The 15,294-nt window shown below is 35.2% G+C and carries 7 protein-coding genes; all 7 read left to right on the forward strand.

What is annotated here, in order from left to right:
- Positions 1-318: 318 nt before the first annotated feature.
- The 7 genes from ACZ0AH_RS10040 (at position 319) to ACZ0AH_RS10070 (ending at position 15,217) form a co-directional block, all read left to right on the forward strand.
- A complete protein-coding gene (locus tag ACZ0AH_RS10040; protein ID WP_463475662.1) occupies positions 319-3,486 on the forward strand; it encodes a SusC/RagA family TonB-linked outer membrane protein in 3,168 nt (1,055 codons plus the stop codon).
- A gap of 12 nt (positions 3,487-3,498) precedes the next feature.
- Positions 3,499-5,130, forward strand: coding sequence for a RagB/SusD family nutrient uptake outer membrane protein (locus tag ACZ0AH_RS10045; protein WP_463475663.1), 1,632 nt, complete (start codon positions 3,499-3,501; stop codon positions 5,128-5,130).
- 40 nt (positions 5,131-5,170) lie between these two features.
- The gene (locus ACZ0AH_RS10050) at positions 5,171-6,535 is read left to right on the forward strand and encodes a glycan-binding surface protein (RefSeq protein ID WP_463475664.1); all 1,365 of its coding nucleotides are present in this window, start codon (positions 5,171-5,173) and stop codon (positions 6,533-6,535) included.
- A 32-nt stretch (positions 6,536-6,567) separates the two neighbouring features.
- The gene (locus ACZ0AH_RS10055; protein ID WP_463475665.1) at positions 6,568-8,769 is read left to right on the forward strand and encodes an endo-1,4-beta-xylanase; all 2,202 of its coding nucleotides are present in this window, start codon (positions 6,568-6,570) and stop codon (positions 8,767-8,769) included.
- Between the two features lie 713 nt (positions 8,770-9,482).
- Positions 9,483-11,108, forward strand: coding sequence for a GH35 family beta-galactosidase (locus tag ACZ0AH_RS10060; protein WP_463475666.1), 1,626 nt, complete (start codon positions 9,483-9,485; stop codon positions 11,106-11,108).
- A 156-nt stretch (positions 11,109-11,264) separates the two neighbouring features.
- Positions 11,265-13,190 carry a sialate O-acetylesterase gene (locus ACZ0AH_RS10065; protein WP_463475667.1) on the forward strand — a complete coding sequence of 642 codons (1,926 nt, stop codon included), beginning with the start codon at positions 11,265-11,267 and terminating at the stop codon, positions 13,188-13,190.
- Between the two features lie 566 nt (positions 13,191-13,756).
- The gene (locus ACZ0AH_RS10070; protein WP_463475668.1) at positions 13,757-15,217 is read left to right on the forward strand and encodes a glycosyltransferase family 2 protein; all 1,461 of its coding nucleotides are present in this window, start codon (positions 13,757-13,759) and stop codon (positions 15,215-15,217) included.
- Positions 15,218-15,294: the final 77 nt, after the last annotated feature.

Here is a 15,294-nt window from a genome sequence, read left to right on the forward strand (position 1 = left end):
TTTTATTTTTTATGATTTTTTTAAGGTTTTGAATAAAACACATTATTATCTACAACGTTTTCGTAATTCTAAAACTATATTTTGATTAATTATCAATATTTTATTAATTTAAATATATATAATACTTTTTTTACTACTATTTTTTTTGTTATTCAGAAAAAAAATTAACGCAACCGATTGTGTGTTGTTGTTTTTTATATATATTTGTTTCAATCAAGAACCTGCAATTGGGGATATCTGTACGGAAGAAACCGCCTGCAAGTCCATTCAAAATAAAACTAACTAAACCATACTATTAACTAATTAAATCAACTATTTATGACTAACTTTTTACTTACTAAAAGCAAATCAAAATACTTTAAAAATTTGGGATTCTTATTCCTGATGTTAGTATTTTCTGCTGCGGTAAATGCTCAAACAACTGTATCAGGAGTGGTTTCTGATAATAACGGACCAATACCAGGTGTGAATATTATTGTAAAGGGAACTAAAATTAGTGCAGTTTCTAATTTTGACGGAACATATGAAATCAGATCAGTACCCACAAATGCTGTTTTGGTTTTTAGTTTCATAGGTTACAAAACAAAAGAATTACCTACGGCCAACAAAAGCAAAGTAGATGTATTGATGGAAGAAGATGCAAATGATCTAAAAGAAGTTGTTGTTGTGGGATATGGTACGATGAAAAGAGGCGATTTAACAGGATCAATTTCCTCTATATCAGCAAAAGCCGTAAGCGAATCTGTAGCCACAACGATCGATCAGGTTTTGCAGGGGCGTGCTGCGGGTGTACAAATTCAGCAAAATAATGGTGCTCCGGGTTCAAGTTCTTCTATCCGTATTCGTGGTATAAGTTCATTAAACGGATCAAATGAACCAATATTTGTCATTGATGGCGTTATTATCGACGGATCTACAAGTTCTGTAAATTCAAATCCGTTAGCGTCAATAAATCCGTCAGATATTGTTTCTATGGATGTTTTAAAAGATGCTTCGGCTACAGCCATTTATGGATCCCGCGCTGCAAACGGAGTTATTATTGTGACTACAAAAAGAGGTAAAAAAGGCGATTTGACCTTAAATTTTGATAGTTATGTAGGTTGGCAGGAAATTCCGAAACACCTTGATTTATTAAATCTTAGAGAATATGGAACGCTAAAAAATACACGTTCAGATTTAGGAATCGTTCAGCGTGACAATACTTTTATCCGTCCAGATTTATTAGGAGAAGGAACAGACTGGCAAAAAGAATTGTTTACAACTGCAATGATGCAAAGTTATAACTTATCAGCTTCAGGCGGTTCAGATACAACTACTTATGCAATGGGAGTTGGTTATTTAGATCAGGATGGTATTGCGATTGGATCTTCTTTCAGCCGTTTTAACCTTAGGGGGGTTATCGATTCTCAGGTAAAAAGCTTTTTAAAAGTGGGCGTAAATTTCGCTTTAAGCGAAACCAAGCAAAAAACAACTGTAACGGATGAATCCTTAATTCTTACCGCTCTTAAACAAACGCCAAACGTTGCAGTTCGTAATGCTGACGGTTCTTTTGATGGTCCGGATACAACAGAGTTTGTTCAGAATAATCCAATTGGTTTGGCTTCTATCAAAGACAATCACAACGATAATATCGGAATGAGAGCCAATACGTATGCTGAAATCGGGTTTACAAAAGATCTTAAATTCAAAACCCAATATTCATTAGATTATGGTTTTTCTAATAATTACACCTTTAGTCCGTCTTACGCTTTTGGAGCACTTATAAACGATGTAAGAGAAGGAACAAGAACAAAATCATACAGTAAATACTGGAACTGGAATAATGTATTAACATACAATAAAACCTTTGGAAATCATACGATTAATGCTATGTTAGGAGAAGAAATGCAGGAATCGCACTGGGAAAATCTTTACGGATACCGTTCCGGATATTTAACAAACGGCGCTACAGATTTGAATGCAGGAGACGCTACAACCGCTAAAAACTCAAACGGAAGCAGTACAAGTTCTATCAGCTCTTATTTTGGAAGATTATTTTATTCTTATAATGATAAATATTTGCTTACCGCTACTTTAAGAAGAGACGGTTCTTCTAAATTTTACAAAGACAATCAATGGGGCTGGTTTCCATCAGCAGCATTGGCCTGGAAAATCTCTAACGAGAATTTCTTAAAAGAAAGCAAGGTGATCAATAATTTAAAATTACGTTTGGGCTGGGGAGAAGTTGGTAATCAAAATGTGCCAAACTACGCTTATACCTCAACATATAATGCATCTGCAACAAATTGGGGAACTGGATTACTGGCTGCAAATACGGCAAATAAAGACCTGAAATGGGAAACTACAATGTCTAGTAATGCTGGTTTGGATATTAGCTTTTTAGACAATAGAATTGAACTTGTTACAGATGTTTATTACAAGAAAACCAAAAATTTACTGCTTGCATTGCCATTGCCGGCTTATGTAGGAACAACGGGTCAGGGATCAACATCTGCACCGTGGGTAAACATTGGATCTCTTGAAAATAAAGGTATCGAGTTTACTTTGAATACGTTAAACATGGACAGAAAAGATTTTACCTGGAGATCTAATTTTGTTTTTTCTATGAACAGAAGTAAAGTTTTGGCTCTTAATACAGAAACCGGAATTTTAAATAAAGATCTTCAGCAAGGTTCTGATGTTACGGTTGTTACGCGTACAGCAGTTGGAGAAGCAATTGGACAATTTTACGGATATAAAGTAATTGGGCGTTTCGAAAAAGCAACTGATTTCTATTATAAAGACAAAGACGGAGTGGTTAAACCAACTGCTTTGCCGGAAGGAATGCAAATTGGCGAAAACAGTGTTTGGATAGGAGATTACATTTTTAAAGATGTAAATAATGACGGTGTAATCAACGAAAAAGACCGTGATTATATTGGTAATCCGGCTCCTGATTTTACTTTTGGAGTAGGAAATACATTCTCTTTTTTAGGATTTGATTTGAATATTCTGGTAACTGGTTCTTACGGAAATGATGTCGTAAACTACCAAAGACGCTGGTTAGAAAATCCTCGTGAAAATACCAATTTATTATCATCGGCTTTAGGATATGCACAATTAGGATTAATTGATGCGAACGGACCAAATGATTATCGTAACGTACAAATTGTTGGAGGAGACCCTCATATGACAAGAATTGCTGCATCATCTGCATCATCAACTTCAAATTACCGTTTTAGTGATCGTTTTGTAGAAGACGGATCTTATGTTAGAATTAAAAATATCTCTTTAGGCTATAATTTACCAAAAAGCCTGTACGCTAAATATGGTATTTCGAATGTAAAAATTTATACAAATGCACAAAACATATTAACATTCACAAAATACAAAGGTTATGATCCTGAAATTGGATCAATCAATCAGGATGCACTTTTAACAGGTATTGATAACGGGCGTTATCCGTCACCTATGATTACTACCATTGGATTAAATGTTAATTTCTAATTATTGCAAACTATGAAAACAAAAAAAATATTTTACACGGTTCTTATGATCGCATTGCCATTTGTTTGGACTAGTTGTAGTGATCTTTTAGATACAGAACCGGAAGATCAGATTACGAAAGAAAATTTCTATCAGTCAGAAGCTGATTTTCAGGCAGCAACAAGTCCGTTATACAATAAAGTGTGGTTTGATTTTAATGACAAATTTTATTACGGATTAGGCGATGGCCGTGCCGATAATTTATATGCACCTTATTCAGATTATGTTTATCCGTTTACAGATTTGTCTGAAACAGGATTAACAGGACCATTAGTTTCGGCTTGGGGATCTTTGTACAATGTGGTACAGCAATCTAATAATGTGATAATTGGTATTACAGACAGTAAAGTAAGCGAAAGTGTAAAAAACAAATACATTGCCGAAGCCCGTTTTATGAGAGGAACTGCTTACTGGTATTTAGCTTCTTTATGGGGAGATGTAATTATTTCTACAGACCCGAGAGAATTGGTAAAAAATCCAATTGTGAGCAAAAATCCAACAAAAGATGTTTTCGAATTTGCGATTCGTGATTTAGAATATGCAGCAAAATATCTTCCGGAAACGGCGGGACAAGCAGGTCGTTTAACAAAATACAGCGCATTCGGGATGTTGTCACGCGTTTATTTATCGTATTCAGGTTTAAGCGAAAATCCAAACAGCGGATCAAGAAATCAGGAATATCTGGATTTGGCCAAAAAAGCTGCCGAAAAAGTAATCACATCCGGGCCTTATTCTTTAATGCCTAATTATGCTGATTTATTTATGGTCGATAATAATAATAATCCGGAGTCTATGTTTGCTTTGCAATGGGTTCCAAACGGAGATTACGGCGTAATCAATTCACATCAGGCTTATTTTGCTTTGGGATCTGATATTACCGGCGACGATGCTGCATGGGGATATTGGACAAGAGCTTCGTATAATATTTTGCAGGAATACGAAACGAAAGATGTTCGCCGTAAAGCAACCTGGATGGGAGATGGAGATTTTTATCCGGAAATTAGCAAATCAAACGGAGGTTATACTGTTGATCACACAAACGATTTTCTAACCGTTAAAAAAGGAGTTGTAGGTTCTACCAAAGACAATTCTAAAATTAGCCGAATGAACTCAGCCTTAAATACCTATATGCTGCGTTTAGGCGAAGTATATTTAAATTATGCCGAAGCAGCTTTAGGAAACAACCCAAGTACAGCCGATGGTCTTGCCGTAGAAGGTATAAATAAACTTCGTGCACGTGCAGGACTTGATCCTAAAACGATTCTTACTTATAATGACATTATTCACGAAAGAAGGGTAGAGTTGTGTATGGAAGGGCAATATTGGTACGATTTAGTACGCAGGGCATATTACAAACAACAAGAAGTAATCAATTATATCACCAGTCAAAACAGAGGAACAATTGTGCCAATTCTTTATGATGCAGCAACAAACAAGGTTTCAGTAGATCCTACAGGAACCAGCAGCCCGCGTTCTATTGGCTTAATCGATGCTACAATCTTTGTATTGCCTTATCCGGAATCAGAACTTGTTCAGAACCCGTTGTTGAGAGAAAATCCAGTTCCTTATCAGTTTACTGAAGAAAGAATCAAGGATTTATTCTAAACTATTATTAAAAATAATAAAATTTAAAAGAGCGATTAATATGAAATATATTTTAAATAAAAAGTCTTGGGCGGCCTTTGCATTTTTGGCAATAATGGTTTCCAGCGTATTGTTTACGTCTTGCGAAAACAACGATTCTGAAGGCGGAAAAATAACAATCAGCAAAGTATTTCTGGAAGATGTAAATGCAACGGTACAGGACAGAGAAGTTACTTTTGCCAGACTTGGACAAACACTTCGTATTGAAGGTTCTGGCTTTACAGGTTTAAGAAGAGTTTACATCAACGGATATTCAACTTATTTTAATACCGTTTTTATAAGTGATAAATCAATGCTAATCAGTATTTCAGGTGATACGCCAATTCTTGAAGCAGATCCTTCGGTTAGAAATACCATTCGATTTGTAAATGATAATAACGAAACCATATATTCATTTGATATTCGTGCATCACAACCTGTAATCGACAGAATTTCGAACACAATGCCGAAAGCCGGAGAAATCATAACAGTTTACGGAACCGGTTTAACCGAAGTAAGCAAAGTAACTTTTCCCGGAAATATTGATGTTACAACAGGAATAGTTTCAGATGAAGAAGGAGAATTTTTTACAGTAGTTGTTCCAAACGGAGTTTCAGACAACGGAGGTTCATTATTTGTTCAGAGTTCAAACGGAGGCGCTTATTCTCCGGCTTATTTTAACTTCAAAAAAGGAGTATTATTGAATTTTGACGAAATAGGTTCACAAGGTTCATGGAGTACAACAAGTATGATTTTGCCAGCAGATTTAGGATCAGATGCAATAGGAATTGGAAATGTTTCCCAAGGAAAATATGTGCCGCATCGTCCGGCAAGAGTGGCTTCTTTTGATGCTGCAAAAAACCGTTGTTCAGAAGTCTGGACAGCAGGAAACGGCGTTGACAACTGGAGAGCGCAATTAACACCTTACATTCCGGCAAGTACACCGCTTGATAAAGTAGCGCTTCAGTTTGAAGTGTATGTTCCAAATGCATGGAAAGATACAGGATTCTTAAAAATATGTATGGTCAATAACTTTAACGGAGGAGAATGGGCAGGAGCTGTTTACAATTATGTGCCCTGGATTGTTGACGGAAAATCAGTTGCTTTTCAGACAACAGGATGGACAACCGTTACAATTCCGCTAAACAAATTTTATGCATGGTCAAAAGAACCTTTCACTTTCGAAACCGTTTTGGCCTATCGTGAAGCGGCAACATACCAGAATTTCGGTTTCTTTTTTGAAAATTCTGATATAAAATTAAAAGATGTTACCGGAACTGCAAGCGAAGTAGAATTTCCTTCGAGCGCAACTTCAGTTAGTGTATATACTGATAATTGGAGAATTGTACCATTAGACACACCGGTTTATAATGATTTCTCTAATTAAGAAATGCATCGTGTAATTAAAAAAAAAGCAAAATGAAATACAAATATATACTACCTATAATCGCTGCGTCTTTAATGGTTTTATCATCTTGTGATGATGACAAAATGGACTGGCAAAAAGATCCGGAACACGGAGCCGTAACAGGAGCGGAACTTCCGTTGGAATTAGTGGAGAAAATTAGCAGATATGAGCCCTTAAAAACCTATACAAATTTTGTTTTAGGAAACGGAATCGACACAGATATATACATGAACGATGAAGCGTATCGTAAAATAATCAATGAAAATTTTGATGAAGTTACTGCCGGATACGCCATGAAACACGGTCCGATGGTAAACGCAAAAGGAGAATTAAACTATGCTGCCGTAGATGCTTTTATTGCAAAAGCAAAACAAGGCGGACTAAAAATATTCGGACATACTTTGGTTTGGCATTCCAACCAAAATGCAAGTTATCTTAACGGACTTATTGCTCCAACTGTAATTCCAGGTTCAAGCGGAACAAATACATTGGATTTAGCAGGTTTAAAAAATGGCTCTTTTACCAATTGGGCAAGAAATAATCCGGGAAAAGGGATCACAATACTGGACAATGCAGGATTAACAGGCAGTTCAAAAGCAATTCAATTACAGGCAAGTGCGACATCTTCTGCACCTTATAATTTACAATTAACAACGCCTAATATTGACGTTGTTAGCGGTCATAATTATGAAATATCCTTTTATATTAAATCAGATGTAGCCGGAAAAGGCCGACTTTCATTTAATGCTTCTTTAACAAATCAATATCCGTATCAGGACTGGTATAATACAGGCGGATCGTGGGTAGAAGCTTTTGCAACAACATCGCAATGGCAGCAAGTTAAAATTAAACTGGCACCAGGCGATTTTAAATCAGGAAGTACAAGTTTTAATTTCAACCTTGATTTAGGTTATCTACCAAACGTAACCTATCTTATTGATGTAGATAATTTTGCAGTTGTAGATCTTAATGCTGCGCCAACTGTTGTAAATATGGTGAGCAACGGTAAATTTGACGGAAATATCAACGGATGGGCAAAATATAATGGCGGTACAGATGCTTTAAGTCTGGCAAGTTCGGGAGATGCCTATGAAGGAAGCGGCGCCATGAAAGTTATAAACGCAACAAGCGACGCAGCCAATCAATGGAAAACCCAGATTCATGCAGATTTTACTGCAGTTTTAACTTCAGGCAAAGAATACACGGTTTCTTACATGATTCGTTCCGAAGCAGCAGGTTCAGTTCGTTGCTCAACTTCAGGAACTACAGCGCATTATCAAGGCGATCAGTCTACATCTACAACCTGGAAATTAGTAGAATGGAAAATTACAGGAAACGGTACAGAAACGGGTTTAAACTTTGATCTTGGCGGAGCTGCAGGAACGTATTATATTGATAATGTTCTGGTAACAACCGGTGCTGCAACTGGCGGAGGTTCTGCTCCAGTAATTATCGACAAATCAGATGCGGAAAAAACAACCATTATTGCCGCTGCAATGCAGGATTGGATTTCTAAAATGGTAGGTCATTATAAAAATGATGTCCATGCCTGGGATGTTGTAAACGAACCAATGAGAGAAGACGGAAGTCTAAGAAACGGAACTGACGGCGATACAGCAGCAGATTATTTCTCATGGGTAAAATATCTGGGGAAAGATTATGCAGTAACAGCCTTTAAACTGGCGCGTCAATACGGGAATACAACCGATAAATTATTCATAAATGATTTTAATCTGGAATCAAGATTAGACAAATGTGATGGTATTATTGAATACGTAAAATATATTGAAAGCAAAGGCGCTACAGTTGATGGTATCGGAACCCAAATGCACATTTCGTTAACAACTGATAAAGATAAAATTGTTCAGATGTTTCAAAAATTAGCAGCTTCCGGAAAATTAATTAAAATTTCTGAATTGGATATTCGATTAGGAACAAATGCTCCAACAGTAGCACAACAAGCTTCTCAAGCCGAAATGTATCAATATGTTGTAGATATGTACAAAAAATACATTCCTGAACCTCAACAATATGGTATCACAGTTTGGGGAGTTTCAGATAGTGTAAAAGAACATGTAAACTGGCTTCCGGATGAATCACCAAACCTTTGGGATGCCAATTACGTTCGTAAACATGCCTATAAAGGAACTGCTGATGGTCTTGCAGGAAAAGATGTAAGTAAAGATTTTTCAGGTGAATTAGTAAAAAAATAAATTCCTGTAGCGAGTAATCCATATTATGAATCCCGACCGATTTATGATATGGATTACTTATTTTTTCTACAAATATTTAATGCTCGCAGAGGTTAAATGTCGCTAGAATAATAGGTGTAGTCCCTACGGGACAATAATATTGTATGGAAATATTTTTTCTACCGATATTTAACTCCTAACGGAGTATTTTGCTCCAACAATGTGATACCTCGTAGAGGTTAAATGTCGCTAGAATAATAGGTATAGACCCTACGGGACATAATATTGTATGAAATATTTTTCTACCGATATTTAACTCCTAACGGAGTATTTGCTCAAACAATGTGATACCTCGTGGAGGTTAAATGTCGGTAGAATAATAGGTATAGTCCCTACGGGACAATTATATTGTGTGAAAATAATTTTCTACCGATATTTAACTCCTAACGGAGTATTTTGGTCCAAAAATGTGATACCTCGTAGAGGTTAAATGTCGGTAGAAAAATAAATTCCAATTTTCACAATTGTCCCGTGGGGACTACACATATGATTCTATGTGTTATAAATAATATTCAACTCCTAACGGAGTATTGGTCAAACAATGTGCTACCTCGTATAGGTTAAATGTCGGTAGAAAAATAAATTTCAATTTCATAATTGTCCCGTAGGGACTACACATATTCACATTATTCGATTTGTAATAAATAATGACAACGGTTACATTAAAAAACAAAATGATGGATTTTTCAAAAAAAGGACTTTTTCTGCTGCTATTATTTGCCATTCAACTCGGATTTTGTCAGGATAAAACACCAAGTCTTCAGAAAAAAGGAAATAAAACACAATTGATTGTCAACGAAAAACCATTTATAATAAGAGGAGGAGAGTTAGGAAATTCTTCGGCTACGACCATGGAAAGTATGGAACCAATTTGGTCAAAACTAACCGACATGAATCTGAATACCGTTTTAACGCCCATTTATTGGGAATTGATAGAAAAGGAGGAAGGCAAATTTGATTTTTCGTTAGTAGACAATTTGATTCTAAGAGCCAGAAAAGAAAACTTAAAATTAGTGTTTCTTTGGTTCGGATCATGGAAAAACAGTATGTCGAGTCACGCGCCGGAATGGGTAAAATTAAATCAGAAGAAATATCCAAGAATCAAAGATGACAAAAATAAAAGCCATGAAATTTTAACGCCTTTCAGCGAAAATAATTTGCAGGCAGATTTGAATGCTTTTCAGAAATTGATGATTCACATTAAAGATTTTGATCAAAAAGAGCAAACCGTAATCATGATTCAGGTCGAAAATGAAATTGGAATGCTGCCAACAGCAAGAGATTATTCTCCGTTGGCAAATGAAGCATTCAAAAAAGAAGTTCCCGAAGAATTATTAAAATATCTTCAGAAAAACAAAGAAAATTTAGTGCCTGAATTTTTAGAAATCTGGAAAACAAATGGATTTAAAACCAAAGGAAATTGGGAGCAGGTTTTTGGGAAAGGACTTCAGACAGATGAGATTTTTATGGCTTGGTATTTTGCAAAATTCACCAATAAAATAGCAAAAGCCGGAAAAGACAATTATCCAATTCCGATGTTTGTTAATGCAGCCTTAAACGCACCGGAGAAAAAACCGGGAGAATATCCAAGTGCCGGTCCGTTGCCCCATGTAATGGATATTTGGAAAGCCGCCGGAACTTCAATAGATATGCTTTCGCCGGATTTTTATAACCCGTTATTTAAACATTGGAATGATTTATTTATCCGTCAGCAAAATCCATTATTTATACCCGAACATCGTTTTGATGCCAGCGCGCCGTTCAAAGGTTTATATGCAATTGGACATTATGAAGCGATTGGTTTTTCGCCTTTTTCGATAGAATCTGTTGCAGATGCAAAGAAAGAACCACTCGGAAAAATATATGATTTGGTGAGACAATTAACACCAATAATCGAATCAAATAAAGGACAAAATAAAATTGAGGGTGTTTTATTAGACAAAGAAAATCAATCACAAACAATCCAATTAGGCAATTACGAATTCACCTTTAAGCACGATTATACCTTAAATTGGTCAGACGGTGCAAAAGAGGAAATTTGGCCCATGTCAAGTGCCATTATAATCGAAATAACACCAGATGAATTTTATATTTCAGGTTCCGGAATTGTTGTAACTTTTAAACCATTAAAGGAAAATCTGAATGCCGGAATTTTAAAAACAGATCAGGGTATTTTTGAAAATGAAGTCTGGAGAACCATCAGGCATTTCAACGGAGATCAAACCCACCAAGGAAGACATTTAAGAATTGCAGTTGGAGATTACGAAATTCAAAAACTGAAATTATATACATATGAATAGTTTGGTTAGCCACGAATTTCACGAATTTTCACGAAGGATAAAAAAAAAGAAAATCAGTGTAAACCCGCATCATCCGTCTCATCCGTGGGCAAAAGCAATTCGCGGTAATTCGTGAAATTAGTGGCAAAAACACATAGAATAACAAAATAATATCAAATGAAAAAAATAATAATAGTAATTACGCTTTTTTTAAGCATCGGCATAAATGCTCAAATAAAATTACCTCGTTTAATTAGCGACGGAATGGTTTTACAACGAGATTCCAAAATAAAAATTTGGGGTTGGGCTTCCGCCAAAGAAAAAATCGAACTTGATTTTAATCATAAAACATACAAAACCACAACTTCCGGAGACGGAAAATGGACAATCATTTTACCATCACAAAAAGCCGGCGGTCCGTACGAAATGACTTTAAAAGGAAACAATACAATTGTGCTGAAAAACATTTTGTTTGGAGACGTTTGGGTTTGTTCCGGGCAATCGAATATGGAACTTCCAATGGCTCGTTTAAAGGATAAATACAAAGATGTTATCGCTAAAGCGGAAAATCCAAACATAAGGCAATTTTTGGTTGCGGATCAATATTATTTTGCCAATGAAAAAGAAGATTTTACATCAGGAGAATGGATTTCTGCCAATCCCGTAAATGTGTTGCAGTTTTCAGGAGTTGCATATTTTTTTGCTTTGGAAATCTATGAAAAATATAAAATTCCAATTGGTTTAATAAATTCAGCTTTGGGAGGTTCTCCTGCAGAATCGTGGATAAGCGAAGAAAGCGTTAAAAAATTCCCGGATTATTATCAGGAATATTTGAAGTTTAAAGACGGAACACTCGAAAAACAAATCGATGAGAATGACAAAAAAGTAAGCAACGATTGGTACAAATTAGTCAATAATACAGACGAAGGTTTAAAAAATAACTGGAAAACAGAAGAATTGGATGATTCAAATTGGAAAACCATGAATATTCCGGGTTATTGGGCTGATAATGAATTAGGATATACAAACGGAGCAGTTTGGTTTAGAAAAGAAATTACTTTAGAAAAAATAAAAGAAAACAATGCAAAGATAATTTTAGGCCGAATCGTAGATGCTGATTCTGTGTATGTAAACGGTCATTTTGTGGGAACAACATCTTATATGTATCCGCCAAGAATCTATTCGTTTAATGCTAATATTTTGAAAGAAGGCAAAAACGAAATTGCAATTCGCGTCATCAATAATTCAGGAAAAGGAGGTTTTATAACCGATAAACCATACGAATTGGTTATAGGAAATGATTCAATAGATTTAAAAGGATCATGGAAATATAAGTTAGGTGCAAAAATGTTGCCCTTGCCGTCACAAACCTTTGTAAGATGGAAACCTGTTGGGCTTTATAATGCTATGATTGCGCCTTTAAAAAATTATCCGATAAAAGGAATACTTTGGTATCAGGGAGAATCCAGCACGAAAAAACCATCAGAATATTCAGCATTAATGGAAACCTTAATTGCGAATTGGCGCGCCGAATGGCAACAAAAAGATTTACCATTTATATACGTTCAGCTTACCAATTTTATGGAATCAAAACCAGAACCGGTTGAAAGCAATTGGGCCGAATTAAGACAACAGCAAAAAAACACTCTGCAAGTTCCAAACACAGGAATGGCCGTAACTATAGATTTAGGAGAATGGAACGATATTCATCCTTTAAACAAATATGATGTTGGAAAAAGACTGGCGCTACAGGCAAGAAAAATCGTTTACGGAGAGAAAAATTTAGTGGCTTCAGGACCGCTTTTTAAATTGGCAGAACAAAACGGAAACAAATTAATTTTAAGTTTTACAGACATCGGAACTGGTTTAATCGCCAAAAATAATACGGTTTTAAAAGGTTTTGCAATTGCAGGAAATGATGGGAAATTTGTTTGGGCAAATGCAACAATCGAAGGCGATAAAATCATTGTTTGGAGTGATGCAATTTTAAATCCGTCAAAAGTTAGATACGCCTGGACAGACAATCCGGAAGGTGCTAATTTGTACAATAAAGAAAATTTGCCAGCTTCGCCTTTTGAAGCTTCAGTAAATTCAAAAAAATAGAAAATAGAGAAGAATTTATTGCCGGAATTTAATCTTTATTTCGGTATTAATTTTGAAAAAATTTAAAGGGAATAATTAATTAAAATATGTTTTGTGCCTTTAGGTACTTAATATTGGTAGAAAAATATAAATTCGAATGCTTTAGCGTGCCGTAGGTACGCAATATTTATCATTTGCTGAGTACTACGGCAGTCTAATAAATTTAAATTTGATAGCTACCAATATTAAGTTCCTAACCGCACATTTCAATTTTAATTCACATAATAATAATAATAATAATTTATTCTCTTTTTCGTTAAAATAAAACTACAGCTTTCGAGATATCTTACATTTCTCAATTTACTTTTTACGCTGCAAAAACAAACATTTGTGTATAAAATTTCCCCAAAGTGTAAAATAAATATACATCTTTATTTTGGTCGAAAATGCTAAACCTTTCATAATCAATTTGAAAGTAAAATGGCACAAGCCTTGCAAAAACGGAAACATATAAGTTCCTTTTCAACTTTTAAGTTGAAAGAAATTTAATAAAGGCCATTTCGATCAAATCAATAGTATTACAAAACATGGAAAGCGAAACAATTATTTCAAAGCAATTTTATTCAAACAGCGATATCCTTCATAACGAACAAACTCTAAACAGTTCAATTTTTCGCATAAATACTAAATCATCACAAAAAGAAACTGAAAAAACATCAACTCCAATTGGCTTAATGGTCATTATAAGCAGTTTTATATTGATGCTTGCCGGAGCTTTGGCGGTTTATCAATTACAGCCTGATTTTGATCAGCTGCATCTTGAAAGGATAAATTCAAGCTGGGGATTTCCCTTTTTGGTTTTAGCCATTGCATTAATGGTTTTCAAAAGCGGTGTTTTTCTTTATAACTTATATCTTTATTTTAAATACAAACCAATCGAATCTGTTTCAAACGAATTATTGCCAACTTGTACCGTAATTGTTCCGGCTTATAACGAAGGGAAATTGGTTTATGATACCTTATTAAGCGTAGCAAATAGCGATTTTCCAGAACAAAAACTACAAATTATTGCTATAGATGACGGAAGTAAAGATGATACCTGGTATTGGATTCAACAGGCAAAAATAAAATTAGGCGATCGTGTATCGATTTACCAACAGCCAGAAAACAAAGGAAAACGTCACGCACTTTACCGCGGGTTTAATATTGGTACAGGAGAAATTTTTGTAACGATTGACAGCGATTCAATTGTAAAAACAGATACTTTACGAAATTTAGTAAGTCCGTTTGTTGTAAACGAAAAATGTGGAGCCGTTGCCGGAAATGTTCAGGTTTTGAATAATAAAAAAGCGATACTTCCGAAAATGCTAAATGTAAGTTTCGTCATGAGTTTTGAATTCATGCGTTCTGCAGAAAGTATGTTAGGATCTGTACTTTGTACGCCGGGCGCTTTGGCGGCTTATAAAAGTTCTGCTGTTTTTGAATGCCTTCCGGAATGGATCAACCAAACTTTTATGGGAGAACCATCAGATATTGGCGAAGATCGCGCCATGACCAATATGATTTTAAAACAAGGGCAGCATGTATTGTTTCAAAGAAATGCCTACGTACTTACAAATGTGCCTGAAGAATATAATGGCTTATATAAAATGTTTATCAGATGGGGAAGAAGCAATGTTCGTGAAAACCTGATGATGGCCAAATACGTTTTTAAAGATTTTAGAAAAGAATCTAAATTTGGAGCAAGGCTTCTATTTGTAGATCAGTCTATTAAAATTTTAATGACCTATCCATTCATAATCTTTATGGTGCTTTTTATCGCCACACATCCACTATTATTTTTAAGCTCAACGCTTTTAGGAATATTAATTGTCTCCAGTTTCTCGGTTTTCTTTTATGCAAAAAGATATACTTTATCCGAGTCATTTTGGGCTTATTCTTATAGCATATTTTACACTTTCAGTTTATTTTGGATAGCCCCATATTCAATTGCTACAGCACATAAAAAAGGCTGGCTGACCCGTGGATTGGTTGTTGCGAAGAAATAGTTTTAGAAAAAATTGTAAATTATAGAAACTCCTGCTTGATGAAAGCGGGAGTTTTTGTTTACATCAAACTTTGTCAA

The organism is Flavobacterium sp. AC105, from assembly GCF_979258495.1.

What these genes read in the sequence shown, in the direction of transcription:
- ACZ0AH_RS10040 (WP_463475662.1), top strand. Translation starts at nt 319, where the DNA reads ATGACTAACTTTTTACTTACTAAAAGCAAATCAAAATACTTTAAAAAT.
- ACZ0AH_RS10045 (WP_463475663.1), top strand. Translation starts at nt 3,499, where the DNA reads ATGAAAACAAAAAAAATATTTTACACGGTTCTTATGATCGCATTGCCA.
- ACZ0AH_RS10050 (WP_463475664.1), top strand. Translation starts at nt 5,171, where the DNA reads ATGAAATATATTTTAAATAAAAAGTCTTGGGCGGCCTTTGCATTTTTG.
- ACZ0AH_RS10055 (WP_463475665.1), top strand. Translation starts at nt 6,568, where the DNA reads ATGAAATACAAATATATACTACCTATAATCGCTGCGTCTTTAATGGTT.
- ACZ0AH_RS10060 (WP_463475666.1), top strand. Translation starts at nt 9,483, where the DNA reads ATGATGGATTTTTCAAAAAAAGGACTTTTTCTGCTGCTATTATTTGCC.
- ACZ0AH_RS10065 (WP_463475667.1), top strand. Translation starts at nt 11,265, where the DNA reads ATGAAAAAAATAATAATAGTAATTACGCTTTTTTTAAGCATCGGCATA.
- ACZ0AH_RS10070 (WP_463475668.1), top strand. Translation starts at nt 13,757, where the DNA reads ATGGAAAGCGAAACAATTATTTCAAAGCAATTTTATTCAAACAGCGAT.